Origin of the sequence: Frigidibacter sp. MR17.24, assembly GCF_037095655.1 — a bacterium.
Classification (GTDB): Bacteria; Pseudomonadota; Alphaproteobacteria; order Rhodobacterales; family Rhodobacteraceae; genus Frigidibacter.
Genome location: NZ_JBAWKE010000004.1, coordinates 180,662 through 205,242, shown reverse-complemented (window position 1 = coordinate 205,242; position 24,581 = coordinate 180,662). Strand labels below are relative to the sequence as shown.

Below are 24,581 nucleotides of genomic sequence, written 5' to 3'. Positions count from 1 at the left end.
ACAACCGGAGATGCCGCATGACCGCCCCCGATCCCGTCGCCTCGACCCCGCTGACCGCGCGGCCCGAGGTGCTCGACTTCCTCGCCACCCGCCGCTCGCGCCCGGCCAAGACGCTGACCGCGCCGGCGCCGGACCGTGCCGCGCTGACGCCGCTGCTGGCGATGGCGCTGCGCGTGCCCGATCACGGCAAGCTTGAACCCTGGCGGCTGATCGTGCTCGAGCGCGGCGCGCTCGACCGGCTGGCGCGGCTGGCGGGCCAGCGGGCCGAGGCGGCGGGCCTGGCGCCCGACCAGGCGGCCAAGGGCATCGCGCAATTCGCCGACAGCCCGCTGTGCGTCGCCGTGGTCTCGGTCCCGCGCGACACCGCGAAGGTCCCGGAATGGGAACAGGTGCTGAGCGCGGGCGCCGCGGCGGCGGCGCTGTGCAACGCGGCGCAGGCCGCGGGCTGGGGCGCCTGCTGGCTGACCGGCTGGCCCGCCTACGAGCGCGGCTTCCTCGCCGAGGGCCTCGCGCTGGCCGAGGGCGAGCGGATCGCGGGCTTCGTCCACATCGGCACCGAGACCTCGCTGCCGCCCGACCGGCCGCGGCCCGATCCCGAGACCGCCATCGACTGGCGCGCCGCATGATCGCGGGCTCGATCGCGGCGGCGCTGGGCCAGCTGCACGACGCGCGGTTCCTCAGGGTGCTGGGGCTGGGCGTGGGCCTCGCGGTGGCGCTGCTCGCGGCGGTGACCTGGGCGCTGATGGCGCTGGTGGGATGGATGGTGCCGGGAACGGTCACGATCTGGTACTGGGGCGAGGTGTCGTGGGTGCAGACGCTCGCCGAATGGGGCGTGGTGCCGGTGATGCTGCTGGCCTCGGTCTTCCTGATGGTGCCGGTCGCCTCGGCCTTCACCGGGCTCTTCCTCGACACCGTCGCCGAGGCGGTCGAGGCGCGCCACTTCCCCGACCTGCCGCCCGCGCCCGGCGTCAGCCTGTGGGAGGGGATCCGCGACAGCGCCGGCTTTCTGCTGGTGATCTGCCTCGTCAACGCGCTGGCCCTGATCGCCTACCTCGTGCTGGGCCCGCTCGGGCCGGTGCTGTTCTGGGCGGTGAACGGCTGGCTGCTGGGGCGCGAATACATGCAGATGGCCGCCATGCGCCGCGTCGGGCGCGAGGGGGCGGCGCGGCTGCGCCGGCGCCACCCGCTGACGATCTGGGCCACGGGCGCGCTGATGGCGGTGCCGCTGTCGGTGCCGCTCGTCAACCTCGCGGTGCCGGTGATCGGCGCGGCGACCTTCACCCATCTCTACCACCGCCTCGCGCGCCGCGACGCGGGCCGCGGCCGCGGCTGAGCGCCAGCCCCCCGCGCGGCCATCCCCCGCTTTCGCATTGGCGGAAATATCCCGGGGGAGCCCCGCAGGGGCGGGGGCGGAGCCCCCTCTCGCCCCTTCGCCCGCGTCCCCGCCCGGCGTCAGCCCCCGCGCGGGGCCAGCGGCACCTCGCGCCAGCCGCCGCCGGGGCCCATGCGCCGGAACCAGTCGAGGTCCTCGATCGTGAGCCATCCCGACAGGATCACCGCCGCCATCGCCAGGAAGATCGGCGTCGCCACCAGCGTGGTGATCTTCGCCTTGCGCCCGATCTGCGCGTCGGCCGGGGCCGAGGCCGGGGTGCCGGGCACGACCTCTCCCACCTCGGCCTGGCTGCGGAACCGGATCGGCAGCACCACGAACAGCGTCAGGAACCAGGTCACCGAATACAGCACGAGCGCGGCGGTGATCGACATCAGACCTGCTCCAGCTCCACCAGGCAGCCGTTGAAATCCTTGGGGTGCAGGAACAGCACCGGCTTGCCATGCGCGCCGATCTTCGGCTCGCCCGTGCCCAGCACCCGCGCGCCCTGCGCCGCCAGCCGGTCGCGCGCGGCCAGGATGTCGTCGACCTCGTAGCAGACGTGGTGGATCCCTCCCGCCGGGTTCTTGTCGAGGAAGCCGCGGATCGGGCTGTCCTCGCCCAGGGGGTGCAGAAGCTCGATCTTGGTGTTGGGCAGCTCGATGAAGACGACGGTCACGCCGTGGTCGGGCTCGTCCTGCGGCTGGCCCACCGCGGCGCCCAGCGTGTCGCGATACTGCGCCACCGCCGCCCCGAGGTCGGGCACCGCGATGGCCACGTGGTTCAGGCGTCCGATCATCTGCTCCTCCTCGGTGATCCCGGCTTCCGTTGTGCCAACCGCGGCCGCGCCGGGCAAGAGCGCGGGCGGGCCCGGACGTGAAGTCACCGCCCGGGGACACCGCGCGCAGTCGTGCCCTCGCCGCATGCGCCCACCGCAGGTCCCCGAAAAGCCACCCCCGGTCTCACGGGCCGGGGCGGTGGCCCTCGGGCCCCTCGGCGAAGATCCCCGCCACCCAGTCCAGGAACACGTCCAGCCGACGCGACAGCGCCCGCTCGCCGGGATAGAGCGCGTGGATCGGCAGCGGCTCGGGCGGGGTCGCGGCCAGCACCTCGACCAGCCGCCCCGCGGCAAGATCGGCGGCGAAGCGATAGGCCGGTGCCTGGATCAGCCCCAGCCCCTGCAGCGCCAGCGCATGGGCGGTGTCGGAATTGTCGGTCGTCACCCGCGCCGGCACCCGGCGCGCCTCGACCCGGCCGGCGCGCAGGAATTCCAGCGGCAGCACCTCGCCCGTGCGCGACGACACGAACCCCACCGCCAGGTGCCCGGCCAGGTCGTCGATCCCCGCCGGCGTGCCATGGGCGGCCAGATAGCCGGGGCTGGCGCAGGTGATCTCGGGCAGCACCCCCAGCCGGCGCGCCCGCAGCGTCGAATCCTGCAACGGCCCCGCGCGCAGCACGCAGTCGATCCCCTCGCGCACCAGGTCCACCAGCCGGTCCGACTGCCCGAACCCCACCGTCAGCGCCGGGTGGCGCGCCAGCAGCCCGCCCAGCCGCGGCACAAGGAAACTGCGCGTCAGCAGCCCCGGCGCATCGACGCGCAGGTGCCCGCGCACCTCGCCCGCGCCGAAGGCCGCCCAGGCCTCGTCGACCTCGGCCAGGATCGCGCGGGCGCGGGCGTGGAACTCGGCCCCCTCGGGCGTCGGCGCGACATGGCGGGTGGTGCGCGCCAGCAGCCGCACCCCCGCCGCGCGCTCCAGCGCCTTGATCGCCTCGGTCGCGGTCGAGCGCGCCATGCCGAGGTCGCGCGCCGCCTGCGCGAAGCTGCCGCTTTCGACGATCCGCGCGAAAAGCGCCATGCTGTCCAGCCTGTCCATCTTCGATTGTTAGTCATGACCGAATTCTGATGTCAATCGTGGCAGGATTGTTTGTCATGGGCGAAGGCGTATCTCTGTCGCAACCGCAAGACAGGAGACGACCCATGACCACCGACACCCCCCGCACCGCGATCGTCACCGGCGCCTCGCGCGGCATCGGCGCCGAGATCGCCCGCACCCTCGCCGCCGACGGCATCGCGGTGGCGCTGACCTATGCCCGCGGCGCCGCCGCGGCCGAGGCGCTCGCGGCCGAGATCACCGCGGCCGGCGGCCGCGCCGTCGCCTTGCAGGCCGAGCTGGGGGACCCCGCCGCGCCGGGGCGGCTGTTCGACGCGGCCGAGGCGGCGCTGGGCCCGGTCGGCATCCTCGTGAACAACGCGGGCATCATGGAGCTGTCGCCGCTGGCCTCGCTCACCGACGACAGCCTCGCGCGCCAGATCGCGGTGAACCTCGAAGGGCCGATCCGGCTGATGCGCACGGCGGCGGGCCGGCTGGCGCCGGGCGGGCGGATCGTCAGCTTCTCGACCTCGGTCGTGGGCGCGTGGCAGCCGGGCTATGGAGTCTATGCCGCGACCAAGGCGGGGATCGAGGCGGTGAGCCGGGTGCTGGCCAAGGAACTCGCGCCGCGCGGCGTGACCGTCAACGTGGTGGCGCCGGGGCCGGTGGCGACGGCGCTCTTCCTCGATGGCAAGCCGCAGGACCTGGTGGACCGGATCGCCGCCGCCAACCCCTTCGGCCGCCTCGGCGCGCCGCGCGACATCGCCCCGGTCGTGCGCTTCCTCGCCGGACCCGACAGCGCCTGGGTCAGCGGCCAGGTGATCCGCGTCAACGGCGCGATGCTCTGACCCCCGCCGGACCGTCCCCGATCAACAGGAGACGCAGATGCCCTTCGTCAACATCAAGACCCCCGAGGCCGCGCTGTCGGCCGCCCAGAAGACCGAGATCGCCCACCGCGTGACCGAGATGCTGGTGGGCTACCTGTCCGAGGCCGCGCGCCCCCACACCATGGTCCTGATCGAAGAGGTGAAGGACGGCGGCTACCACCGCGCCGACGAACTCTTCACCATCCCCGCGCCCTACCGCGCCGGCTGACGCCGCGCCGATGTCCCGGGGCCGCCGCGCTCACCAGTGCGGCGGCCGCTGGTCGGCAAGCGGGATCGTGTTCGACGCGTCGGCCTCGCGTTCGGCCTCGCGTTCCATCAGCAGGCCCACCCGGGCGCCCAGGCGCTGGATCTCGCGGTCCTGCCGCGCGACCACGGCGCTCAGCTCGTCGACGGTGCGCAGCAGGTGCGCGACGGTCTCTTGCAGCTTCTCGATCTCGGTCATGGGCTCATCCTGCCGGGCTGTCCCCGTTAACGGCGCGTCGCGGCGGCGCGCGGTGGGGGTGTACGGGGGGTGTACAGGGGGTGCACGCGATGTGCACGGGGTTTTCCGGGCGTTTTCGCCCCTCTCGCTTGTTCGCCATGCCCGCCTCGGCTAAGACCCGCGCGGACCCGTGACCAGACGAACGAGGCGAGGCCAATGGCCAAGGACAAGGCTCCCCGCAGACCGCGCGCCGAAACCCCCCGGGGCTTCCGCGACTATTTCGGCGCCGAGGTGACCGAACGCAAGGCGATGCTCGACGCCATCGCCGGGGTCTACCATCGCCACGGGTTCGAGCCGCTGGAAACCTCGGCCGTCGAGACGGTCGAGGCGCTGGGCAAGTTCCTTCCCGACGTCGACCGCCCGAACGAGGGCGTGTTCGCCTGGCAGGAAGACGCGGAATCCGAAGGGAAAACCGGCGACTGGCTGGCGTTGCGCTATGACATGACCGCGCCGCTCGCGCGGGTCGCGGCGCAATTCCGCAACGACCTGCCCTCGCCCTACCGCCGCTATGCGATGGGGCCGGTCTGGCGCAACGAAAAGCCGGGCCCGGGCCGCTTCCGCCAGTTCTACCAGTGCGATGCCGACACCGTCGGCGCGCCCTCGGTCGCGGCGGATGCCGAGATCTGCGCCATGCTCTCGTCGGCGCTGGAAACCGTGGGCATTCCCCGCGGGGACTACCTGGTGCGCGTCAACAACCGCAAGGTCCTGAACGGCGTGATGGAAACCGCGGGCGTGCTCGACCCCGCCGATCCCGACCGCTTCACCGCCGAACGTGGCATCGTGCTGCGCGCGATCGACAAAATCGACCGGCTGGGCGATGCGGGCGTGCGGGCGCTGCTGGGCGAGGGGCGGCTCGACGAGAGCGGCGATTTCACCAAGGGGGCCGGGTTGTCCCCCGAACAGGCCGAGATCGTCATGGGCTTCATGTCGGCCAAGCGCGCCGACGGCCCGGCCACCGTCGCGCGCCTGGGCGAGCTGATCGGCGTGTCGCAGGTCGGCCGCGAGGGCGTGCAGGAGCTTGAGACCATCGCCGAGCTTCTCGACGCGCAGGGCCTCGGCCCCGACCGGATCGAGATCGACCCCTCGGTGGTGCGCGGCCTCGGCTACTACACCGGCCCGGTCTACGAGGCGGAGCTGACCTTCGAGATCCTCGACGAGAAGGGGCGCAAGCGCTCGTTCGGCTCGGTCGCGGGCGGCGGGCGCTATGACGATCTGGTGAAGCGCTTCACCGGCCAGTCGGTGCCGGCGACGGGCGTGTCGATCGGCGTCGACCGGCTGCTGGCCGCGCTGCGCGCCAAGGGCCGGACCGACGGCGCGACCGCCGGCCCGGTGGTCGTGACGGTGATGGATCGGGACCGGATGGCCGACTACATGGCGATGGCGGGCGAGCTGCGCGCCGCCGGCATCCGCGCCGAGGTCTACCTCGGCAACCCCAAGAATTTCGGCAACCAGCTGAAATATGCCGACAAACGGGCCTCGCCCGTGGCGGTGATCCAGGGCGGGGACGAGGCCGGCAAGGGCACCGTCGTGCTCAAGGACCTGATCCTCGGCGCGAAGATCGCGCAAGGCGCCAGCCTCGAGGAATGGAAGGCCCGCCCCGCGCAGGTCGAGGTGCCGCGCGCCGGGCTGGTCGCGGCGGTGCAGCGGATGCTGGCCGAATGACCGCCGCCCCGACCAGCGGCACCCGCGCGACCAAGGCCGCCGCCCGCGCGACCGGCGAGCGGCTGCTGCAGGCCTTCGCCCTGGCCGGCGCGGCCGAGGTCGAGGCCGACATCCTCCTGCCCGCCGAGGTGCTGCTGGACCTCTATGGCGAGGACATCCGCGCCCGCGCCTTCGTCACCCAGGACCCGCTGCGCGGCGAGATGATGATGCGCCCCGACTTCACCGTGCCGGTGGTGCAGATGCACATGGCGCGCGGCTCGGACCCGGCGCGCTACTGCTACATGGGCGAGGTGTTCCGCAAGCAGGAGCATCGCGGCCCCCGCACCGCCGAGTATTTCCAGGTCGGCTACGAGCTCTTCGCCCGCGCCGCGCCGCCCGAGGCCGATGCCGAGGTCTTCGCGCTGATCTCGCGGCTGCTGGCGCACCTGCCGCTGACGCCGGTGATCGGCGACATCGGCATCCTGACGGCCGCGGTGCGCGGCCTGCCGACGCTCGACAGCCGCAAGGCCGCGCTTCTGCGCCACATCTGGCGCCCGCGCCGGTTCCGCGCGCTGATCGAACGCTATGCCGGCGCGGCGGCGATGCCGCCCGGCCGGCAGGTGCTGCTGTCGGGCGGCGCCGGTTCGGACGCGCCGTTCATCGGCCTGCGCGGCGAGGCCGAGGTCGAGGCCCGCATCGCCGCGCTGCAAGAGGATGCCGCCGCGCCGCCGATCCCGGCGGCCGAGGTCGCGCGGCTGGGCCAGCTGTTCGCGCTCGTGGCGCCCGCGCCCGAGGCGCTGGAGCGGCTGGCGGCGCTGGCGGCCGAGATGCCGGCGATCGCGCCCGCCGTGGCGCAGCTGGGCGCGCGGCTCGCGGCGATGGCGGCGCGCGGCGTCGATCTCGACACGCTGACCTACGACGCCAGCCACGGCCGCGGCACGATGGAATATTACGACGGCTTCGTCTTCGCCCTGCGCCAGACGACCGCCGGCCGGGCCGATCCGCGGCTGCCGCCGGTGGCCACCGGCGGGCGCTATGACGCGCTGACGGCGGTGCTGGGGGCGGCGGCGGGCCACGGCTCGATCCCGGCGGTGGGCGGCGTGATCCGCCCGGGCCTCGTCGCGGAACTGGAGGCGGCGCGATGACGCTGAAACTGGGCGTGCCCTCGAAGGGGCGGCTGATGGAGAAGACCTTCGACTGGTTCGGCGCGCGCGGCATCACCCTGTCGCGCACCGGGTCCGAGCGGGAATATTCCGGCCGTGTCGAAGGGATCGAGGGCGTCGAGCTGGTGCTGCTGTCGGCGGGCGAGATCCCGCGCGAACTGGCGGCGGGGCGGATCCACCTGGGCGTCACCGGCTCGGACCTCGTGCGCGACAAGCTCGCCGACTGGGAGGAGCTGGCCGAAGAGCTGGCGCCCCTGGGCTTCGGCCATGCCGACCTGATCATCGCGGTGCCGGGCTGCTGGATCGATGTCGACACGCTCGAGGATCTCGACGCGGCGGCGGCGGCGTTCCGGCGCGCGCACGGCTTCCGGTTGCGCATCGCGACCAAGTACCACCGGCTGGTGCGCGAGTTCCTGCAGGAGGCGGGCGTCGCCGACTATCAGCTGGTCGACAGCCAGGGCGCGACCGAGGGCACGGTGAAGAACCTCACCGCCGAGGCGATCGCCGACATCACCTCGTCGGGCGAGACGCTGAAGGCCAACCACCTCAAGATCCTGTCGGACGGGCTGATCCATCAAAGCCAGGCCTGCCTGTTCCGCGCCCGCACCGCCGACTGGTCCGAGGCCGGGCGGATCTGGGGCACGCTTGCCGGGCGGCTGGGGCTGTGATCACGGGGGCGGTGTGCCGGTGCGGCATCGCGCCTTGACGCGGCGCGGCGACACGCCTCTAGTGCCGGCCATGACAGCCTGCCGCGCATCGACCTGCCGCCAGACCGGGAGGACCCGATGATCCCCGCAAATCCGCCGCCTCGCGCGCCCGGCCCCGCCACGCGGCTGGGCCGACTGCCGCTGGCGCTGCGCTGGCTGGTGCTGTGCGCGGTGTCGCTGGTGTTTCTCGTCGTGCTCGAACTGGTGGGCCTGCCGGCGGCGCTGCTGCTGGGGCCGATGGTCGGCGGCATCCTGTGCGGCCTTGGCGGCTGCGGGCTGGCGCTGCCCGGGCTGCCCTACCGGCTGGCGCAGGCGCTGGTCGGCTGCATGGTCGCCCAGACGCTGACCACGCCGGTCCTGCGCGAGATCGCGGGGCGCTGGCCGATCTTCGTGCTGGGCGTGTTCTCGGTGATTGCCGCGGCGATGGCGCTGGGCGTGCTGCTGGCGCGGGCGCGGGTGCTGCCGGGCACGACCGCGCTCTGGGGCTCGTCCCCCGGCGGGGCCAGCGCGATGACGATCATGTCGGCGCAGTACGGCGCCGACCAGCGGCTGGTCGCGCTGATGCAGTACAGCCGCGTGCTGGTCGTGGCGAGCGCCGCCGCGGCGGTGGCGCAATACGTCACCGGCGGGCAGGGCGGCACCCAGGTGCACGGCTGGCTCGAGATGCCGCGGGCGGTTCCCTTCCTGCAGACGCTGGCGCTGGCGGCGGGATCGGTGCTGGTGGCGGCGAAGGTGCGCATCCCCTCAGGGCCGCTGCTGCTGCCGATCTTCGTCGGCTCGACGCTGAACAACCTCGGGATCATCGAGATCGAGGTGCCGCAGCTGCTGCTGGCGCTGGGCTATGCCGCGATCGGCTGGGGGGTCGGGCTGCGCTTCGACCGCGAGGTGATCGGCCATGCCGCCCGGGCGCTGCCGCGGGTGGTGCTGATGATCGTGACGCTGGTCGCGATCTGCGCGGGCTTCGCCTTCCTGCTGGTGGAATTCGCCGGCATCGACCCGCTGAGCGCCTATCTTGCCACCAGCCCCGGCGGGCTGGACGCGGTGGCGGTGATCGCGGCCTCGGCCAAGGTCGACGTGGCCTTCGTCATGGCGATGCAGACCGCGCGGGCGGTGGTCGTGATCCTGTGCGGGCCCTGGATCACCCGGATCGCCGTGCGCTGGACCGGCCACCGCGGCTAGGCCTCCGACGGCGCGATCTCGGTCGCGATCACCGCAAGGCAATCGCCCATCTTCACCAGCCCCGGGAAATGGCGTGCCGCCAGCAGCCCGGTCATGGCGGCCGTGACCGTCACCGGCGCGGTCCCGGTGCGCGCGGTGTCGAAGATCAGCGCGATCGGCTCGCCCTGCATCACCGGACTGCCAAGGTCGCGCAGCGGCTGGCACAGGCCCGCGGCCCCGGCGATGTGGAAGGCGCGCGGGTCCGACATGCTCAGCCAGCGCGTCGGCGCGGTTTTGGCGGGGGCGGCCTTGGCGGGCAGGATCCCGGCATGGGCCAGCAGCCCGCGGATGCCGCGCGCGGCGATGGCCGCGCTTGCGGCGGTGACGGTGCCGCCGCCGCCCAGCTCGGTCGTCACGAAGGTCTTTCCCATCGCCTCGGCCGTGGTGTCGAGCATGCCGACCGCGTCCAGCTCGCGCATCTGCATCGAGAACGGCGCCCCGAAGGCGGCGACGGCGGCGCGGCAGCGCGCGCTGTGCTCGGCCTGCGCCAGCTCGTGCGCGGCGGCGAAGGGCAGGAAATCGAGCGTGCGGCCGCCGGAATGGATGTCGAGCACGATGTCGGACGCGGGCAGCAGATGGCGGGTGACATAGTCGGCGATCTTCTGGGTGACGGTGCCGGCGGGGTGGCCGGGAAAGCTGCGGTTGAGATTGCCGCGGTCGATGGGCGAGGTCCGCGTCGCGGCCAGGAAGGCCGGGTGGTTCAGCGCCGGCAGCACGATCACCCGCCCGGCGATCTCGTCCGGGGCGAGGCTGCGCGCCAGATCCCACAGCGCGGCGGGGCCCTCGTATTCGTCGCCGTGGTTGCCGCCGATCAGCAGCGCGGTCGGGCCCGGGCCGTTGGCGATCACCGAGATCGGGATCATCACCGCCCCCCAGGCGCTGTCGTCGCGGCTGTGGGGCAGGTGCAGGTGGCCGTGGCGCGCGCCGTCGTCCGCAAGCGCGATTGTGGCGGTGACGGGCGAGGGCGGCAGGTCGGGGGCGGGTCGGTCGGTCATGGGCCTCCTGGGTGGGGGGCGCGATCGGCCGCGTGGCCCCGCCCGACGCTCGCCGCTGCCGGGCGCGATGGCAAGGGGGCGGCGCGGTGGGGGGGCGGCGCGGGGGGGGGCGCTGCCCCCGTCGCGGCGGGGCCGCGACTCCCCCGGGATATTTGGGCCAATGCGAAAGCGGGAACCGGGTGCGGCGGGGCCGTCAGTCGCGGCGCAGCGCGGCGCGCAGGCTGGGGCTGCCCTCGGGCGCGCCGTGCAGGTCGAGCGAGGACAGCAGGTCGATGAGGTGGCTTTTCATCAGCGCCTCGGCCTGGTCGCCGTCGCGGGCCGCGAGCGCGCGCAGCAGCGCGTCATGGGCATGGCTTTCGCAGATCGCCGTGCGGCGCTGCCAGTAGAGCGAGATGATCAGCGAGGAGCGCGAGATCAGCGAGGTGATGAACTCGCAGATCGTGTCCTGGTCGGCGATGCGCGCGATCTCGACGTGGAACAGGCCCGAGAGCCGCAGCGCCCGGCCGGTGTCGCCCGCGTCGAGCGCCGCGTGCTCGTCGCGGATGTGGCGCTCGAGCGCGGCGAGATCGGCCGGCGTCGCCCGCTCGGCGGCCGAGCGGGCCGTCCGCGGCTCGAGCAGGGCGCGGGCCTCGAAGACCTCGCGCGCCTCGCGGGCGGTGGGCTGCGCGACGAAGGCGCCGCGGTTGCGCTTGAGCACCAGCAGGTGGTCATGCGCCAGCCGCTGGAAGGCGGCGCGGATCACCGTGCGCGAGACGCCGAAGATCTCGCCGACCTCGTCCTCGGACAGCTTGGTGCCGGGCGCGAGCCGGTGTTCGTGGATCGCCAGCGCAAGTTCGGTCGCCACCCCCTCGCTGGTGGCGGGGGCGGGGGCGTCGGGGTCGCGCGCGGCCGGGCTGGTCAGGTCCTGTGACATGGCACGATTCTCGGTCCTGCGCCCCGGACCCGCAAGCGGGCGATGCGTCGCGGCCTCGTATCGGAAAGTGTATACGATTCTTGATGCAATCGAACACCAAAGCCGATCCGATCTGCCCAAGCTTTGGGCAGGAAAGAAATTCGGGCCGAATCGTGCAGTTTTCCCTGCCGGCGCGGCCCCGGTCTGCGCCAGCATCGGCCCCGGAAGCACGGCTGCAGGACGGGGGCGGAAATGGCGGGAACGGGGATGCGCACGGGGCATGATCTCGAGCTGGTGAGCGTCACCAAGCGCTATGGCCAGACCGTGGCGGTGAATGCCGTGACCCACCTGTTCAAGGGCGGCAGCTATGTCTGCCTGCTGGGGCCCTCGGGCTGCGGCAAGTCGACGACGCTGCGCATGATCGCGGGCCACGAGAGCGTGACCGAGGGCGCGGTGGTGCTGGCGGGCTCCGACGTGTCGCAGCTGCCGCCGGCCAAGCGCGGCACGGCGATGATGTTCCAGAGCTATGCGCTGTTCCCGCACCTGTCGGTGGCCGACAACGTCGCCTTCAGCCTGAAGATGAAGGGCGTCGATGCCGAGACTCGCCGCCGGAAGGCGATGGAGATGCTCGAGCTTGTCGACATGGTGCGGCTGGCCGAGCGGCGGCCGGCGCAGCTGTCGGGCGGGCAGCAGCAGCGGGTGGCGCTGGCGCGCGCGCTCATCACCGATCCGCAGGTGCTGCTTCTGGACGAGCCGCTGTCGGCGCTGGACCCGTTCCTGCGGCTGAAGGTGCGGGGCGAGCTGAAGCGGCTGCAGCGCGAGCTGGGCATCACCTTCATCCACGTCACCCACGGCCAGGACGAGGCGCTCGCGCTGGCGGACGAGATGGTGCTGATGAACAACGCCGTGATCGAGCAGGCCGGCGCCCCGCGCGAGATGTTCAACGCCCCGCGCACCGAGTTCGTGGCCCGCTTCATGGGCGGGCACAACGTGATCGCGCTGCCCTCGGGCAAGCTTGCCGTGCGCGCCGACGAGGTGCGCTTTGCGCCGCCGGGGCCGCTGGGCGGCACCGAGGCGGTGATCCGCGCGGTCGAGTACCAGGGCGCGCATGTCGCGGTGACGGCGCAGGCCGCGGGCGAGCAGGAGATCCTGGCGCTGATCCCCGAGGGCGAGTTCTTCGCCGATCCGAAATCCCCCGGCGAGGCGGTCAGCTTCGTCTGGGACGAGGGGCGGGCGCACCGGCTCGAGGCCTGAGGCCGCCCCCAGATCCGAAATCGCCGGGCCCCGTCGCGGGCCCGGCCCGAGACGGCGGCGCGCGATGCCGGCAAGGACGGCGCGCTTGGCCCGAAAAACCACAGGAGAGGACCAATGAAAAAGAACCACTACAGCCGCCGCAGCCTGCTGAAGACCGGCGCGGCCGTCGCCGCCGCCACCGCCTTCCCGGCGCCGATGATCTGGGCGCAGGACATCAAGAACGTCACCCTGCGCCAGTTCGGCACCGGCGTGTCGAACCTCAACGAGGTCGCCGCGAAGGTGAAGGAAGACCTCGGCTTCACGCTCGAGATGACCGCGCTTGACAGCGACGCCGTCACCCAGCGCGCCGCGACCCAGCCGGGCAGCTTCGACATCGCCGACATCGAGTACTGGATCTGCAAGAAGGTCTGGCCGACCGGCAACCTGCAGGCGATGGACGTCTCGAAGATCAAGAACTACGACAAGATCGTCGGCATCTTCAAATCCGGCAAGCTGAACCCCGACAGCGTGATCGCCCAGGGCACCGCGCCCCACACCGTGGGCTTCGTCGAGGGCCAGGGCTCGACCACCTTCGCCTCGGAAGAGACGAACTGGATGACGCTGATCCCGACGATCTACAACGCCGACACGCTGGGCATCCGCCCCGACCTGATCGGCCGGCCGATCGAGAGCTGGACCGAGCTGCTGAACCCCGAGTTCAAGGGCAAGGCCTCGATCCTCGACATCTCGTCGATCGGGATCATGGACGCGGCGATGGTCTGCGAGGCCATGGGCGAGGTCGCCTATGGCGACAAGGGCAACATGACCCGCGAAGAGATCGACAAGACCATGGCGATCTTCACCGAGGCCAAGCGCGCCGGCCAGTTCCGCAGCTTCTGGAAGACCTTCGACGAGTCGGTGAACCTGATGGCCTCGGGCGAGGTGGTGATCCAGTCGATGTGGTCGCCCGCGATCACCGCGGTGAAGTCGCGCGGCATCGACTGCGTCTACCAGCCGCTGAAGGAAGGCTATCGCTCGTGGGGCGGCGGGATCGGCCTGTCGAAGGCGCTGTCGGGCATCGAGCTGGACGCGGCCTATGAATACATCAACTGGTACCTCTCGGGCTGGGTCGGCGGCTTCCTCATGCGCCAGGGCTACTACTCGGCCGTGCCCGCGACCTCGAAGGAGTTCATGACCGAGAACGAGTGGGGCTATTGGTTCGAGGGCAAGGAAGCCACCGACACCATCACCAACCCGCAGGGCCAGCCGATGGCCAAGGCCGGCGAGAAGCGCGATGGCGGCTCGTTCGAGGAGCGCATGGGCCACGTCGCCTGCTGGAACGCCGTCATGGACGAGAACCAGTACATGGTGCGCAAGTGGAACGAGTTCATCGCCGCCTGAGCGCGTGACACGGGCAGGGGGGCTTTCCGCCCCCCTGCACCCCCCGAGGATATTTGAGCAAAGTCGAAGAGGGACGATGGAGCGCCTGCTGAAATCGCGGCACGTGACCGGGTGGCTGCTGGCCTCGCCGCTGGTGCTTGTGCTGTTCTTCTTCCTGATCCTGCCGATCGTCATGATCGTCGTGGTCAGCTTCTGGAGCGCGACCGAATTCTCGATCGTCCCGGATTTCTCGTTCGAGAACTACGCGTTCCTGTTCGGATCCGACGTGACCTACCGGGTGTTCCTCAACACCGCGAAATACGCGCTGATCACCTGGGCGTTCACGCTGGCGATCGGCTTCACCGTCGCCTATTTCCTGGCATTCCACATCCGGTCGACCGGCTGGCAGACGGCGCTGTTCCTGCTGTGCACGATCCCGTTCTGGACCTCGAACATCATCCGCATGATCAGCTGGATCCCCTTCCTGGGCCGCAACGGCATCGCGAACTCGACCCTGCAGGCCTGGGGGGTGATCGACCAGCCGCTGGACTGGCTGCTGTTTTCCGACTTCTCGGTGATCCTGGCCTTCGTCCACCTCTACACGCTGTTCATGGTGGTGCCGATCTTCAACACGATGATGCGCATCGACCGCTCGCTGCTGGAGGCCGCGAACGACGCCGGCGCCACCGGCTGGCAGACGCTGTGGAACGTGATCATCCCGCTGTGCAAGCCCGGCATCATGATCGGCACGATCTTCGTGGTGACCATGGTCATGGGCGATTTCATCACCGTGCGCTTCATGTCGGGCTCGCAGTCGGCCAATGTCGGGCGGCTGATCTCGAACGACATCGCGCTTCTGCAATACCCCTCGGCCGCCGCGACCTCGGTCGTGCTGCTGGCGACGGTGCTGATCACCATCGGGATCATGCTGCGCTTCGTCGACATCCGGAAGGAGCTGTGAGCATGGAGCCGCGTCCGAAGTCCTTCTACCTGCTCGCCGCCGTCTTCGCGCTGTTCCTCGCGTTCCTCTACGGGCCGACGATCACCATCGCCATCCTCAGCTTCCAGGGCCCCGAGGGCGGGCTCACCTTCCCGATGCGCGGGGTGTCGACCTACTGGTTCCAGGACCTGTTCCGCCAGCAGGCGGTGGGCGACATCTGGGGCGCGTTCCGGCGCAGCTTCGCGCTGGGCCTGATGGTGATGGTCGCGACCGTGGTCATCGCGCTGATGGGGGGGCTGGCGTTCCGCAAGCGCTTCGCCGGGTCGGGGGCGCTGTTCTACCTGATCATCACCGCGCTGGTGATCCCGTCGATCCTCGTGTCGCTGGGCGTGGGCCTGATCTTCTCGCAATCGGGGCTCAGCGTGCACTGGGCGACCTCGGGCTTCGGCTCGCAGCTGACCTGGACGCTGCCCTTCGGCCTTCTGATCATGTTCGCGATCTTCAACCGCTTCAACCCGGCCTACGAGGAGGCGGCACGCGACCAGGGCGCCACCGCCTGGCAGACGATCCGCCACGTGGTCGTGCCGATGATCGCGCCGTCGCTGTTCGGGGTCGCGCTGTTCGGCTTCACGCTGAGCTATGACGAATTCGCCCGCACGCTGCTGACCGCGGGCAGTTACAACACGCTGCCGCTCGAGATCTACGGCATGACCACCAACGTCACCACGCCGGTGATCTTCGCGCTGGGCACGCTGACGACGATCTTCTCGTTCCTCGTGATCGGCGTCTTCATGGGCGCGCTGTGGATCAGCGCGCGGCGCCGCGCGCGGCTGGGCTCGGACGCGGGCAAGGGCGTCTGACGTGACCCGCATCCTGTTCATCAACCCGAACTCGACCGAGGCGATGACCGAGGCGATGGTCGAGGCCGCGCGCGCCGCCGTGCCCGGGCCCGAGGTGATCGGCTGGACCAATGCCGAGGGGCCAGCGGTGATCCCGGGCGAGGAGGACGGCGCCGCGGCGGTGCCCGGGATCCTCGCGCGGCTGCCGGCCGCGCGCGCGGCCGGGGCCGAGGCGATCGTGATCGGCTGCTTCGACGACACCGGTCTGGCCGAGGTGCGCGCGGCCGCGCATTGCCCGGTGATCGGCATCGGGCAGGCGGCGTTCCACGTGGCCGCGCTGCTGGGCGCCCGGTTCTCGGTGGTGACCACGCTCGCGGTCTCGGTGCCGGTGATCGAGGCCAACATCGCCGCCTATGGCCTGGCGGGGGCCTGCGCGAGGGTCCGGGCGAGCGGGATCCCGGTGCTGGATCTCGAACCCGCGTCGGCGGCGACGATCGAGCGGCTGGTGGCGGCGCTGGCTTTGGCCGAGGCCGAGGATGCCCCGGCGGCGCTGGTGCTGGGCTGTGCCGGGATGGCGCCGCTGGCCGGTCCGCTGCAGCCGCGGCTTCGCGCGCGGCTGGTCGACGGCGTGGCCGCGGCGGCGCGGCTGTCGGTTGCCCTCGCGGCATAGGCGGCGCCGGGTGAGCGGGGCGCCGCCGGCGGCCCGCGCCGCCAGCCGAAAGTCGCCGAAATCGCATCCTGTGTTTGCGGGACTCAGCCTATGGGTGTTAGCCCTAGAGAACGGCAGAGTCGAAACGCCGCGGCGCCCCCGGGACAATCCCGGGCCAGGGACCCGCGGGAAGACCAGAGGGCACAGGCATGGATATGGAAGGCATCGAGCCCGGGGGCGCCCCGGCGCGCGGCCCGGTCCGCGAAGCGATGTTCCTGGACGCCGAGGCGGAGCGCTTCCTGCTCGCGCGGCTGAACGGGATTTCGGACGTCAATGTCCGGGTGATGGGCGGTGACCCCGTCGCCGGGCCGGAAGTGGTGGATTTCCTGCGCAGCGCGGGGTTCATGGTGACCTCGGAAAGCGTCGAGCGGATGGTTCCGCCGCCGCTGACCCGCTTTGCCCTGCGCTTCGCGGGGCGGTCGGCCACGCTCACCGTCGCACCCGAGGTCGGGGCCTGAAAACGGGGCCCGAGATCTAGGCTTGGGATCGGGGCCTGAGGTCGGGGTCTGAGCCCGGACCCGTACACGCAAGCAGGCCCCGAAACGGGCGCCATCCTTGGTGCGGGGCCGCCGCGGCGGCCCCCTGCGGTCAGGTGAACCAGCTTTTCAGCCGCGCGCGGAAGCGGCCGGTGGCGGTGCGCGCGCGGCGACCGGCGGCGGCGCCGCGGTCCTCGAGCCCCTCCCAGCCCTCGCCGATGCCCTCGAGCGCAGGCTCGATCCGGCGGCGGGTGAAGTTCAGCCACAGCCGGCGCAGCGTGAGCACGCCCAGCACCACCACGATCAGGAAGATGATGTTGAACCACGGCACGATGGTGACGTCCGGCCCGTCGACCGGCCGGATCGCGACCGCGTTCGGGAAGATCGTGAACAGCTGGTTGCGCCAGCCGTAGCGCGTCACCACCACCCACTGCGGCGCGGCCGAGGTCGAGCGCAGGTTCGCCGCCTGCGTCTGCAGGTCGTAGCTGTCGAACTTGAAATAGGGCGGCCAGCCCCAGCCGGTGTCCTCGTTGCGGAAGACCAGCGGCTTGCCGTTCTCGCGCAGCGTCTCGATGAACTTGACGTCGCGGGTCGCCTGCCCGCCGGCCGTGCCGGATTCCGCGGCCTGGAAGAACATCGCGTTCGAGCCGAAGTCGATGCGCCGGGTGTCGGTGTCGACGATGCGCACCACGTCGTGGCGGGGCAGGGTATAGTGCAGGAAGCCCGCCACGATCAGCAGGACCAGCGCCGCAACGCCCCATTTCACGTATCGCATCGCCCGCTCCACCTTTGTTCAGGCTCAATATGGGCGATCGGGTCGCGGGCTGCCACCCCCCGGGCGGGTGGCGTCAGCCGGCGGGGACGGCGATCGGCACGTTGTCGATCAGCCGCACCGGCCCGGCCCAGGCCGCCACGAACAGCCGCGCGGGGCGGCCCTCGATGGCGGGGCCCAGCGTTTCGGCATCGCGCAGCTCGAGATAGTCGATGCTGTCGAACCCCGCGCCGAGGACCGCGGCGCGCGCCGTCTCGAGCACCGGGCCCGGCGCGCGGCCCTCGGCGATCTCGGCCGCCGCGCCCAGCAGCGCGCGCGGCAGGGCCGCCGACATCGCGCGGGCGTCATGCGTCAGGCGCTGGTTGCGCGACGACAGCGCCAGCCCGTCGGGTTCGCGCACGGTGGGGCAGGGCACGATCTCGCAGTCGAGGTTCAGGTCGCGCGCCATCCGGCGCACCACCTGCAGCTGCTGCCAGTCCTTCTCGCCGAACATCGCGCAGTCGGCCGAGGTCATGGTCAAGAGCTTGGTCACCACCGTCGACATGCCGTCGAAATGGCCCGGGCGATACTCGCCCTCGAGCGGCGCGGTCAGGCCCGAGACCGAGACCGTGGTCGCGAAGCCCTCGGGATAGACCTCGTGCTCGGCCGGAACGAAGACGGCGTCGACCGCGAAGGGTTCGAGCAGGACCGCGTCGGCCTCTTCGGTGCGGGGATACTTCTCGTAATCCTCGCGGCTGTTGAACTGGCGCGGGTTGACGAAGATCGTGACGATCACCCGCTCCGCGCGGGTGCGGGCGGCGGCGACCAGGCTGATGTGGCCCGCGTGCAGCGCGCCCATCGTCGGCACGACGGCGATGCGCTCGCCCGCCCGGCGCCAGGCGCGGGTCAGGGCGCGCAGGTCGTCGAGACGGCGCAGGATCGGGACTTCGGGGCTGGTGTCGCTCACGCCTGGGTTCCTTCGTCGGCAAAGCCATGTTCGGGGCCGGGGAAGCGGCGGGCGCGCACGTCCTCGGCATAGGCGGCGACGGCGGCCGTGGCGTCGCGGCCCAGTTCGGCATAGCGGCGCACGAATTTCGGCCGGAACTCGGCGAACAGGCCCAGCATGTCGTCGATCACCAGCACCTGCCCGTCGCAGGCCGCGCCGGCGCCGATGCCGATCGTGGGCACGGCGATCTCGTCGGTGATCCGCTGCCCGAGGCTGGCGGGCAGCTTTTCCAGGACGACCGAGAAGGCGCCGGCCTCGGCCAGGGCGCGGGCATCGGCGGCGATGCGGTCGCCCGCGGCGCCGCGGCCCTGCACCCGGTAGCCGCCCAGCGTGTTGACCGCCTGCGGTGTCAGCCCGACATGGCCCATCACCGGGATGCCGCGGGTCACCAGGAATTCGACCGTCGGCGCCATGTGCGCGCCGCCCTCCAGCTTGACCGCCTGGGCGCCGGTCTCGGCCATCACCCGCGCGGCGGCGGCGAAGGCCTGCTGCGGCCCGGCCTCGTAGCTGGCGAAGGGCAGGTCGACGACCATCGCCGCGCGCGACAGGCCGCGGGCGACGGCGCGGCCGTGCAGGATCATCATGTCGAGCGTCACGCCCAGCGTGTCGGGCAGCCCGTGCAGCACCATGCCGACCGAGTCCCCCACCAGCACGAGGTCGCAGGACTGGTCGGCGATGCGCGCGACCGGCGTGGTGTAGGCCGTCAGGCAGACGATCGGCTCGGCGCCCTTGCGGGCCCGGATCGTCGATGGCGTCTGCCGCCGGCCGGTCTCGGATTGCGCGCTCATGTCTTCCCCCCCCGGGCAGTGCCGTCGCGGCCTTCTAGACCCCGGTTCCCGTCGATCCAACCGTCTTTTCGTCCTGCCCGCGCAGCGGCCGGCTTATCGGGCGGCCCGAACCGGGGTAGATCTGGCCCGGCCGGCGGCCGCGCCCGCCCCGATCCCTGCCGTGAAGGACCCGCCCATGCAGCCCATCCAGATCATCGACCGCTCGACCCTGGTGCCCGAAGTCGACCGCCCCGAGGCCGAGCGCGTGCTTGACGGCGACCCGGTGCACACCACCTGGCTGGCCGAGGAGCGCGACGATTTCTGGAGCGGCATGTGGCAGACGACGCCCGGCACCTGGCGCGTGAACTTCACCGAGTGGGAATTCATCCACGTCCATTCCGGCCTGTCGATCCTGACCGACGAGGACGGGGTCGAGACGCGCCTGTCGGCCGGGACCAGCGTCATCATCCGTCCCGGCTTCAAGGGCACCTGGACCTGCATCGAGACGACGCTGAAGGATTTCGTCATCCGCGCCTGAGGCGTCGGGGACGCGAAAAAGGGCGGCGACCGCGGTCGCCGCCCCTGTCCGATGCGCGGGCCGGTGGCCCCCGTCTGGATCAGCCCGGCAGATCAGCTCGGCGGCTGGTCGTAGATGCCCTGCGCGTTCAGCGCGGCTTCCGAGCCCAGCGAGTTCGAGCCGCTGACCGAGCTGCCGGCGAAGAACGGCGCCCAGGGGGTCTGGCCCATGCGGATCTGGCTCTGCACTTCGGGCGAGAGCGAGGCCATCGGGATCATCAGCCCGTCCGGCCCCTCGACCATCTCGCCTTCCAGCGCCAGCGACTCGTCGGGGGTGCGGACCTTCACCGGCGTGCCCAGATCGGTGCGGCTGTAGAGGTCGAGGATATCCTGGTTGTACAGCCGGATGCAGCCCGCCGAGGTGGCGCGCCCGATCGTCGAGGCGTTGTTGGTGCCGTGGATCCGGTAATAGGTGTCGCGCCCGCCGCGGTAGAGATAGAGCGCGCGCGCCCCGAGCGGGTTCTCGAGCCCGCCGGGCAGGCCGTCCTTCACCGGGCCGTAGACCTCGGGTTCGGTGCGCACCATGTTCGCGGTCGGCGTCCAGCGCGGCCACTCGGCCTTGCGGTTGATCACCGCCGCGCCCGAGAAGCCCTTGCCCTCGCGGCCGACGGCGATGCCGTAGCGCGTGGCCATGCCGCCCTCTTCCACGTGGTAGAGCACGCGGGCATAGGGATCGACGACGATGGTGCCGGGGCTGTCGGGACCGTTGTAGGGCACTTCGGCCCGTACGGTCGCCGCGTTGAGGTAGCCGGTGTTCACCGCGGGGATGACATAGTCGCCGTCGGGCACCGCCTGGTAGCGCGCCACGACTTCGGGCGGGGGGCCTGCGGGCCGGGGCGCGGCGTCGTTGACGGCGCCGCCGCCACAGGCGGCCAGGGCGAGCAGGGAAAGGGCAGCGACCGCCATCTTCGTGCGGGTGTGCAGCAGGATCACCTCGGAATACCTCGTTGGTTCGTTAACAGGCGCCGCCGGCGAGGTCCGGCAGGGAACCGCAGAAGGTCCCGTGCCGGCAAGCGGGCGGGCGACGCCCTATCAGGACATGGGCGAAAGGCCCGTCAACCCCTTGCAGTTCCACGGCGCGGAAAATGAAGTTCCGCCGATGCAGGAATCCTGCGGGCGCACGGCGCGGCGGCGGGCCTGCGCGCCAGCGCCGCCGGCTCGCGCGGGCCGGCTTCGCCTTTCGCGCACTGGGGCTTGCCGGGATTCGGACGCCGCGCGCCGGCGCCGCGTCCCTCGCGCTCGCAGCATCGTGACGGGAATTTCCGCGACCGGCCATTGACCGGGGGGATTTGGCGCGCGCCGCGGGCCGATCCCTGCCGACCCGCCGATGCCCGGCGCGGCTTTCCGCCGGAGCGGGAAATTCACCAGGAACCTTCGCCCCGGGAGAACATAGGTGTCGCACAGCCGGGTCGTCGGGGAAGCATGTTGCGCAACCCGCCCCCCGCGACCGGCCAGACGTCTGTCGACCCCGCGCCGCTTCGGGCGCGGCCGTCCCGGTTCCGGCCCCCGCGGGCCCCCTTGAGGAGTGACGACCATGACGACCAAGGCTGTTTCGACCCTGTCCCCCACCCGCGTCCCTCACCGCATTCCCCGGGCGCTCGTGCCCGCCGCCGCCGCTGCCGTCGCCGTGCTGGCGCTGATGCCCGGCGCCGCCCATGCCTATGTCGGCCCCGGCGCCGGGCTGACCGCGATCGGCACGATCCTCGCGCTGATCGGGGCGGTGTTCTTTGCGCTGGTGGGCTTCGTGTGGTACCCGGTCAAGCGCCTGCTGCGCCGCGGCCGCGCCGCGCCCGGCCCCGTCGCGCCCGGCCCCGTCGCGCCCGGCCCCGTCGCGCGCCCCCCGCACGACCAGCCCGCCGCCAGCGCCCCGCGGGGGCACTGAGCATGGCGACGCTGGTTGCACTCGGCCTGAGCCTGATCGCCTTCGTGACCTCCCTGAAGATGATGCGCGCCGAAGAGGTCGGGTCCGGCCTCGTCGCGACCGCGCGGCGGGCCGGTGCCACCATGTCGTCGCCCGACCTTGGCGACGACGAGAAGGAGGCGGCGATGAAGGCCGCCGCCGGGCGGCTGTTCCTGGGCTTCTTCCGCATCGGCGGCATCGGCCTCGCGGCGCTGGTGATCGCGGGAGCGATCGTCTGGGCCGGGGCGGGGCTGGGGCTCTACACGCTTGACGAGGCGGTGGCGCTTGCATCGAACGGGGTCTTCCTCGTGGCCTCGACGGTGATCGCGGTCGCGCTGTGGCTGGCGATGCCCCGCCGCGGCGTCGCCCCGAGGGTCCGTGACAGGGCCCGTGACAGGGCGCGGCCCGTGGCCAAGGCGCGGCCCGACGACGTTCCCTACGGCGCCATGGACCGGGCGCTGCACCGGCTCGCCTTCTCGGCGCCGGGGCTGCAGAAGGCGCTGGCGCGGGTCGAGACCCAGCGCTTCGCCGACCGCATCGACCCCGAGACCGCGCGCCGCCCGGTCTTCGTGACCTCGCTTGCCCGTGCGGGCACCACGATCCTGCTGGACGTGCTGGCGCGCCAGCCCGACTTCGCCGCCGCGACCTATCGCCAGATGCCCTTCGCGCTGGCGCCGCTGATGTGGTCCGAGATGACGCGCGGCCACCGCAAGGCCGCGGCCGAGGTCGAGCGCGCCCATGGCGACGGGCTGACCGTCGGCTTCGACAGCCCCGAGGCCTTCGAGGAGATGGCCTGGCTCGCCTTTTGGAAGGACCATTACGCCCCCGACCACATCCGTCCCTGGGCCGCCGACGCGTGCAACCCGGCGTTCGAGGAGTTCTTCGCGCTCTACCGCGCCAAGATCGTCGCCACCCGCCCCGGCGCCCTGCGCTATCTGGCCAAGAACAATGCCTCGATCACCCGGCTGGGCTATCTGCGCCGGATCTGCCCGGACGCGACCGTCGTGATCCCGGTGCGCGACCCGGTCGCCCATGTCCGCTCGCTGATGCGCCAGCACGCGCGCTTCACCCGGCTGCACGCGGCCGAGCCGTTCGGGCGGCGCTACATGGAGGGGATCGGGCATTTCGAATTCGGCGCCGCGCTGCGCCCGATCCTGTTCGACGGCGCCCCGCCGCAGGGCGACGAGGCCGACCACCCCGACTTCTGGCTGCGCTACTGGGCCGATGTCTACGAGGGGGTGCTGGCCACGGCCGATCACGACGCGGTCTTCCTTGACCACGACGCGCTTTCGGCCGAGCCGCGCCGCCACCTGCCGGGCCTGGCGCGGGCGGTGGGGCTGGCCGCGCCCGCGGGGCTGGTGTCGCTTGCGCACCGCTTCCGCGCGCCGCGCCCGGTGGCGCTGCCCGCCGAGGCCGATCCGCGGCTGGTCGCGCGGGTGCGCGACATCCACCGCGCGCTGCGCGCCCGCAGCCGCATCACCCCGGAGGCCTGAGATGTCCGACAAAGCCCCCCTCGTGCTGTTCGCGGCCTCGGTCGCGGTGCTGGCGACCGGCTACGGCGTCGTCGCCGCGCGCAACGACTGGTTCCCCAACCCGCAGGTCACGCTGGCGCTGGACACGATCGACGACCTGCGCGCGAACTGGAAGAACGACGTCGGGCTAGAGCCCACGCGCCACCTCGTGCCCGCGCGCAAGCCCGGCGAGGCCGAGCGCTTCACCGTGGCGATGCCCGACCGGGTCACGCCGGGCTACACGCTCGTCGCGGGGCTGTCGCGCGACCAGGACCGCTCGCCCTTCACCGTCACCCTCTTCGACGACCGGGGCCGGACCGTGCACGAATGGCCCATTGATTACGCGAAGGCCGACCCCGAGGGGCCGAACCCGCTCAACACCATGCTCCACGGCATGGAGGTCGAGCCCGACGGCTCGCTCATCGCGACCTTCGACGGCGGCAACGCCATCGCGCGCTTCGATGCCTGCGGCGCGCCGATGTGGTCGACGTTGGGCGAGTTCCACCACGTCATCAGCCGCGACACCGACGGCAACCTGCTCAGCTGGCGCGGCAACATGGCGGTGCACGTCGACCGCGACACCGGCGCGGTCAGCGACCTTGTCAGCGTCGACGACATGATCGCCGCGGGCGGGGGGCAGGAGGGGATCATCGGCATCCGCAGCTTCGTGCAATACGGCGAGAAGCCCCTCGTCTACGAAAGCGACCCGTTCCACGCCAACGATGTCGAGGCGCTGAGCCCCGAGATGGCGGCGGCCTTCCCGCAGTTCGCGGCGGGCGATCTGCTGGTCTCGCTGCGCGAGATCAACATGATCGCGGTGGCGGACCGCGAGACCGGCGCCTTCAAGTGGTACAAGCACGGCCCTTGGCTCAAGCAGCACGACCCCGATTTCGAACCCGACGGCACGATCAGCGTCTACGACAACCATTCCGGCTCGGGCCGGTCGCGGATCCTGTCGGTCGATCCGAAGACCGACGCGGTCAGGGTGATCTTCGCGGGGTCCGAGGCGCTGCCGTTCTACAGCTGGCAGCGCGGCAAGCACCAGACGCTGCCCGGCGGCAACATCCTGATCACCGAGGCCCAGCATGGCCGGGTGTTCGAGATCACCCCCGACGGCCAGCTGGTGTGGGAACGCGACATGGGCTGGGACGAGAACCAGAACCTGATCGTCACCGAGGCGCGCCACGTCGCCCCCGATTTCTTCACGGATGGCCTGCCGCGCTGCGGCGAGGTGACGGCGGCGGCGGGCCACCTGCAGAAGCTGTGACG

The 24,581-nt window shown here is 71.9% G+C and carries 28 protein-coding genes; 18 read left to right on the top strand and 10 right to left on the bottom strand.

Annotation, left to right across the window (positions count from 1 at the left end):
* Positions 1 to 17: 17 nt before the first annotated feature.
* Positions 18 to 626 carry a nitroreductase family protein gene (locus V8J39_RS15365; protein WP_336461808.1) on the top strand — a complete coding sequence of 203 codons (609 nt, stop codon included), beginning with the start codon at positions 18 to 20 and terminating at the stop codon, positions 624 to 626.
* Entirely contained in the window at positions 623 to 1,333 is a 711-nt protein-coding gene (locus tag V8J39_RS15360; protein WP_336461807.1) for an EI24 domain-containing protein, read from the top strand. Before V8J39_RS15365 ends, V8J39_RS15360 begins: the two co-directional genes overlap by 4 nt.
* A gap of 119 nt (positions 1,334 to 1,452) precedes the next feature.
* Here the strand turns inward: V8J39_RS15360 and V8J39_RS15355 are convergent, their stop codons facing one another.
* The 3 genes from V8J39_RS15355 to V8J39_RS15345 form a co-directional block, all read right to left on the bottom strand.
* Positions 1,453 to 1,764, bottom strand: coding sequence for a DUF1467 family protein (locus V8J39_RS15355; protein WP_336461806.1), 312 nt, complete (start codon positions 1,762 to 1,764; stop codon positions 1,453 to 1,455).
* Positions 1,764 to 2,168, bottom strand: a complete 405-nt coding sequence (mce, locus tag V8J39_RS15350) for a methylmalonyl-CoA epimerase (protein ID WP_336461805.1) — start codon at positions 2,166 to 2,168, stop codon at positions 1,764 to 1,766. The genes V8J39_RS15355 and mce overlap by 1 nt, the downstream gene beginning before the upstream one ends.
* A gap of 163 nt (positions 2,169 to 2,331) precedes the next feature.
* A complete protein-coding gene (locus tag V8J39_RS15345) occupies positions 2,332 to 3,243 on the bottom strand; it encodes a LysR family transcriptional regulator (protein WP_336461804.1) in 912 nt (303 codons plus the stop codon).
* A gap of 104 nt (positions 3,244 to 3,347) precedes the next feature.
* On the opposite strand from V8J39_RS15345, the gene V8J39_RS15340 reads away from it, so the two are divergent.
* The gene (locus V8J39_RS15340) at positions 3,348 to 4,088 is read left to right on the top strand and encodes an SDR family oxidoreductase (protein WP_336461803.1); all 741 of its coding nucleotides are present in this window, start codon (positions 3,348 to 3,350) and stop codon (positions 4,086 to 4,088) included.
* A 37-nt stretch (positions 4,089 to 4,125) separates the two neighbouring features.
* Positions 4,126 to 4,335 carry a tautomerase family protein gene (locus tag V8J39_RS15335; RefSeq protein ID WP_336461802.1) on the top strand — a complete coding sequence of 70 codons (210 nt, stop codon included), beginning with the start codon at positions 4,126 to 4,128 and terminating at the stop codon, positions 4,333 to 4,335.
* Positions 4,336 to 4,365: 30 nt separating this feature from the next.
* Here the strand turns inward: V8J39_RS15335 and V8J39_RS15330 are convergent, their stop codons facing one another.
* Positions 4,366 to 4,569 (bottom strand): SlyX family protein, encoded by a 204-nt coding sequence (locus V8J39_RS15330; protein WP_336461801.1) that lies wholly within the window; start codon positions 4,567 to 4,569, stop codon positions 4,366 to 4,368.
* 195 nt (positions 4,570 to 4,764) lie between these two features.
* Here V8J39_RS15330 and hisS point away from each other — a divergent pair, with 195 nt between their 5' ends.
* The 4 genes from hisS (at position 4,765) to V8J39_RS15310 (ending at position 9,298) form a co-directional block, all read left to right on the top strand.
* A complete protein-coding gene (hisS, locus tag V8J39_RS15325; protein WP_336461800.1) occupies positions 4,765 to 6,270 on the top strand; it encodes a histidine--tRNA ligase in 1,506 nt (501 codons plus the stop codon).
* Positions 6,267 to 7,394 (top strand): ATP phosphoribosyltransferase regulatory subunit, encoded by a 1,128-nt coding sequence (locus tag V8J39_RS15320; RefSeq protein WP_336461799.1) that lies wholly within the window; start codon positions 6,267 to 6,269, stop codon positions 7,392 to 7,394. Before hisS ends, V8J39_RS15320 begins: the two co-directional genes overlap by 4 nt.
* Positions 7,391 to 8,080: an ATP phosphoribosyltransferase gene (gene hisG, locus V8J39_RS15315; RefSeq protein WP_336461798.1), complete on the top strand. Its 690-nt coding sequence runs from the start codon at positions 7,391 to 7,393 to the stop codon at positions 8,078 to 8,080. Before V8J39_RS15320 ends, hisG begins: the two co-directional genes overlap by 4 nt.
* A 117-nt stretch (positions 8,081 to 8,197) precedes the next feature.
* Entirely contained in the window at positions 8,198 to 9,298 is a 1,101-nt protein-coding gene (locus V8J39_RS15310; RefSeq protein WP_336461797.1) for an AbrB family transcriptional regulator, read from the top strand.
* On the opposite strand, the gene doeB is transcribed toward V8J39_RS15310, so the two are convergent.
* Positions 9,295 to 10,332 carry a N(2)-acetyl-L-2,4-diaminobutanoate deacetylase DoeB gene (doeB, locus tag V8J39_RS15305; protein WP_336461796.1) on the bottom strand — a complete coding sequence of 346 codons (1,038 nt, stop codon included), beginning with the start codon at positions 10,330 to 10,332 and terminating at the stop codon, positions 9,295 to 9,297. The genes V8J39_RS15310 and doeB overlap by 4 nt on opposite strands.
* A 193-nt stretch (positions 10,333 to 10,525) precedes the next feature.
* A complete protein-coding gene (locus tag V8J39_RS15300) occupies positions 10,526 to 11,245 on the bottom strand; it encodes a GntR family transcriptional regulator (protein WP_336461795.1) in 720 nt (239 codons plus the stop codon).
* A 246-nt stretch (positions 11,246 to 11,491) separates the two neighbouring features.
* Here V8J39_RS15300 and V8J39_RS15295 point away from each other — a divergent pair, with 246 nt between their 5' ends.
* From V8J39_RS15295 to V8J39_RS15270, 6 genes are all read left to right on the top strand, one after another.
* Positions 11,492 to 12,478 carry an ABC transporter ATP-binding protein gene (locus V8J39_RS15295; RefSeq protein WP_336461794.1) on the top strand — a complete coding sequence of 329 codons (987 nt, stop codon included), beginning with the start codon at positions 11,492 to 11,494 and terminating at the stop codon, positions 12,476 to 12,478.
* A 114-nt stretch (positions 12,479 to 12,592) separates the two neighbouring features.
* On the top strand, positions 12,593 to 13,858 hold the full coding sequence (locus V8J39_RS15290; protein WP_336461793.1) for an ABC transporter substrate-binding protein: 1,266 nt from the start codon (positions 12,593 to 12,595) through the stop codon (positions 13,856 to 13,858).
* Positions 13,859 to 13,934: 76 nt separating this feature from the next.
* Positions 13,935 to 14,798: an ABC transporter permease gene (locus V8J39_RS15285; RefSeq protein ID WP_336461792.1), complete on the top strand. Its 864-nt coding sequence runs from the start codon at positions 13,935 to 13,937 to the stop codon at positions 14,796 to 14,798.
* Between the two features lie 2 nt (positions 14,799 to 14,800).
* Positions 14,801 to 15,637: an ABC transporter permease gene (locus V8J39_RS15280; protein WP_336461791.1), complete on the top strand. Its 837-nt coding sequence runs from the start codon at positions 14,801 to 14,803 to the stop codon at positions 15,635 to 15,637.
* Position 15,638: 1 nt separating this feature from the next.
* On the top strand, positions 15,639 to 16,286 hold the full coding sequence (locus tag V8J39_RS15275; protein WP_336461790.1) for an aspartate/glutamate racemase family protein: 648 nt from the start codon (positions 15,639 to 15,641) through the stop codon (positions 16,284 to 16,286).
* Positions 16,287 to 16,474: 188 nt separating this feature from the next.
* Positions 16,475 to 16,783 carry a hypothetical protein gene (locus tag V8J39_RS15270; protein ID WP_336461789.1) on the top strand — a complete coding sequence of 103 codons (309 nt, stop codon included), beginning with the start codon at positions 16,475 to 16,477 and terminating at the stop codon, positions 16,781 to 16,783.
* Between the two features lie 130 nt (positions 16,784 to 16,913).
* On the opposite strand, the gene V8J39_RS15265 is transcribed toward V8J39_RS15270, so the two are convergent.
* From V8J39_RS15265 to panB, 3 genes are all read right to left on the bottom strand, one after another.
* Positions 16,914 to 17,576 (bottom strand): DUF1523 family protein, encoded by a 663-nt coding sequence (locus V8J39_RS15265; protein WP_336461788.1) that lies wholly within the window; start codon positions 17,574 to 17,576, stop codon positions 16,914 to 16,916.
* A 73-nt stretch (positions 17,577 to 17,649) separates the two neighbouring features.
* Complete coding sequence (gene panC, locus V8J39_RS15260; RefSeq protein WP_336461787.1) at positions 17,650 to 18,519, bottom strand: pantoate--beta-alanine ligase; 870 nt, start codon at positions 18,517 to 18,519, stop codon at positions 17,650 to 17,652.
* The gene (gene panB / locus V8J39_RS15255; RefSeq protein WP_336461786.1) at positions 18,516 to 19,346 is read right to left on the bottom strand and encodes a 3-methyl-2-oxobutanoate hydroxymethyltransferase; all 831 of its coding nucleotides are present in this window, start codon (positions 19,344 to 19,346) and stop codon (positions 18,516 to 18,518) included. Before panB ends, panC begins: the two co-directional genes overlap by 4 nt.
* A 175-nt stretch (positions 19,347 to 19,521) precedes the next feature.
* Between panB and V8J39_RS15250 the strand changes: the two genes are divergently transcribed.
* Positions 19,522 to 19,863 carry a cupin domain-containing protein gene (locus V8J39_RS15250; protein ID WP_336461785.1) on the top strand — a complete coding sequence of 114 codons (342 nt, stop codon included), beginning with the start codon at positions 19,522 to 19,524 and terminating at the stop codon, positions 19,861 to 19,863.
* A gap of 92 nt (positions 19,864 to 19,955) precedes the next feature.
* Here the strand turns inward: V8J39_RS15250 and V8J39_RS15245 are convergent, their stop codons facing one another.
* The gene (locus V8J39_RS15245; protein WP_442902599.1) at positions 19,956 to 20,834 is read right to left on the bottom strand and encodes a L,D-transpeptidase; all 879 of its coding nucleotides are present in this window, start codon (positions 20,832 to 20,834) and stop codon (positions 19,956 to 19,958) included.
* Between the two features lie 601 nt (positions 20,835 to 21,435).
* Here V8J39_RS15245 and V8J39_RS15240 point away from each other — a divergent pair.
* From V8J39_RS15240 to V8J39_RS15230, 3 genes are read left to right on the top strand one after another with little or no spacing between them, the layout of a single operon-like run.
* Entirely contained in the window at positions 21,436 to 21,783 is a 348-nt protein-coding gene (locus V8J39_RS15240; protein ID WP_336461784.1) for a hypothetical protein, read from the top strand.
* 2 nt (positions 21,784 to 21,785) lie between these two features.
* Positions 21,786 to 23,294, top strand: a complete 1,509-nt coding sequence (locus V8J39_RS15235; protein WP_336461783.1) for a sulfotransferase — start codon at positions 21,786 to 21,788, stop codon at positions 23,292 to 23,294.
* Between the two features lies 1 nt (position 23,295).
* Positions 23,296 to 24,579, top strand: a complete 1,284-nt coding sequence (locus V8J39_RS15230; protein WP_336461782.1) for an arylsulfotransferase family protein — start codon at positions 23,296 to 23,298, stop codon at positions 24,577 to 24,579.
* Positions 24,580 to 24,581 lie beyond the last annotated feature (2 nt).

Coding starts and splice junctions, on each gene's coding strand:
- panB (WP_336461786.1), bottom strand. CDS start 19,346: ATGAGCGCGCAATCCGAGACCGGCCGGCGGCAGACGCCATCGACGATC.
- hisG (WP_336461798.1), top strand. CDS start 7,391: ATGACGCTGAAACTGGGCGTGCCCTCGAAGGGGCGGCTGATGGAGAAG.
- V8J39_RS15360 (WP_336461807.1), top strand. CDS start 623: ATGATCGCGGGCTCGATCGCGGCGGCGCTGGGCCAGCTGCACGACGCG.
- doeB (WP_336461796.1), bottom strand. CDS start 10,332: ATGACCGACCGACCCGCCCCCGACCTGCCGCCCTCGCCCGTCACCGCC.
- mce (WP_336461805.1), bottom strand. CDS start 2,168: ATGATCGGACGCCTGAACCACGTGGCCATCGCGGTGCCCGACCTCGGG.
- V8J39_RS15365 (WP_336461808.1), top strand. CDS start 18: ATGACCGCCCCCGATCCCGTCGCCTCGACCCCGCTGACCGCGCGGCCC.
- V8J39_RS15280 (WP_336461791.1), top strand. CDS start 14,801: ATGGAGCCGCGTCCGAAGTCCTTCTACCTGCTCGCCGCCGTCTTCGCG.
- V8J39_RS15285 (WP_336461792.1), top strand. CDS start 13,935: ATGGAGCGCCTGCTGAAATCGCGGCACGTGACCGGGTGGCTGCTGGCC.
- hisS (WP_336461800.1), top strand. CDS start 4,765: ATGGCCAAGGACAAGGCTCCCCGCAGACCGCGCGCCGAAACCCCCCGG.
- V8J39_RS15355 (WP_336461806.1), bottom strand. CDS start 1,764: ATGTCGATCACCGCCGCGCTCGTGCTGTATTCGGTGACCTGGTTCCTG.
- V8J39_RS15300 (WP_336461795.1), bottom strand. CDS start 11,245: ATGTCACAGGACCTGACCAGCCCGGCCGCGCGCGACCCCGACGCCCCC.
- V8J39_RS15235 (WP_336461783.1), top strand. CDS start 21,786: ATGGCGACGCTGGTTGCACTCGGCCTGAGCCTGATCGCCTTCGTGACC.
- V8J39_RS15330 (WP_336461801.1), bottom strand. CDS start 4,569: ATGACCGAGATCGAGAAGCTGCAAGAGACCGTCGCGCACCTGCTGCGC.
- V8J39_RS15340 (WP_336461803.1), top strand. CDS start 3,348: ATGACCACCGACACCCCCCGCACCGCGATCGTCACCGGCGCCTCGCGC.
- V8J39_RS15265 (WP_336461788.1), bottom strand. CDS start 17,576: ATGCGATACGTGAAATGGGGCGTTGCGGCGCTGGTCCTGCTGATCGTG.
- V8J39_RS15290 (WP_336461793.1), top strand. CDS start 12,593: ATGAAAAAGAACCACTACAGCCGCCGCAGCCTGCTGAAGACCGGCGCG.
- V8J39_RS15270 (WP_336461789.1), top strand. CDS start 16,475: ATGGATATGGAAGGCATCGAGCCCGGGGGCGCCCCGGCGCGCGGCCCG.
- V8J39_RS15320 (WP_336461799.1), top strand. CDS start 6,267: ATGACCGCCGCCCCGACCAGCGGCACCCGCGCGACCAAGGCCGCCGCC.
- V8J39_RS15230 (WP_336461782.1), top strand. CDS start 23,296: ATGTCCGACAAAGCCCCCCTCGTGCTGTTCGCGGCCTCGGTCGCGGTG.
- V8J39_RS15240 (WP_336461784.1), top strand. CDS start 21,436: ATGACGACCAAGGCTGTTTCGACCCTGTCCCCCACCCGCGTCCCTCAC.
- V8J39_RS15345 (WP_336461804.1), bottom strand. CDS start 3,243: ATGGACAGGCTGGACAGCATGGCGCTTTTCGCGCGGATCGTCGAAAGC.
- V8J39_RS15335 (WP_336461802.1), top strand. CDS start 4,126: ATGCCCTTCGTCAACATCAAGACCCCCGAGGCCGCGCTGTCGGCCGCC.
- V8J39_RS15250 (WP_336461785.1), top strand. CDS start 19,522: ATGCAGCCCATCCAGATCATCGACCGCTCGACCCTGGTGCCCGAAGTC.
- V8J39_RS15295 (WP_336461794.1), top strand. CDS start 11,492: ATGCGCACGGGGCATGATCTCGAGCTGGTGAGCGTCACCAAGCGCTAT.
- V8J39_RS15310 (WP_336461797.1), top strand. CDS start 8,198: ATGATCCCCGCAAATCCGCCGCCTCGCGCGCCCGGCCCCGCCACGCGG.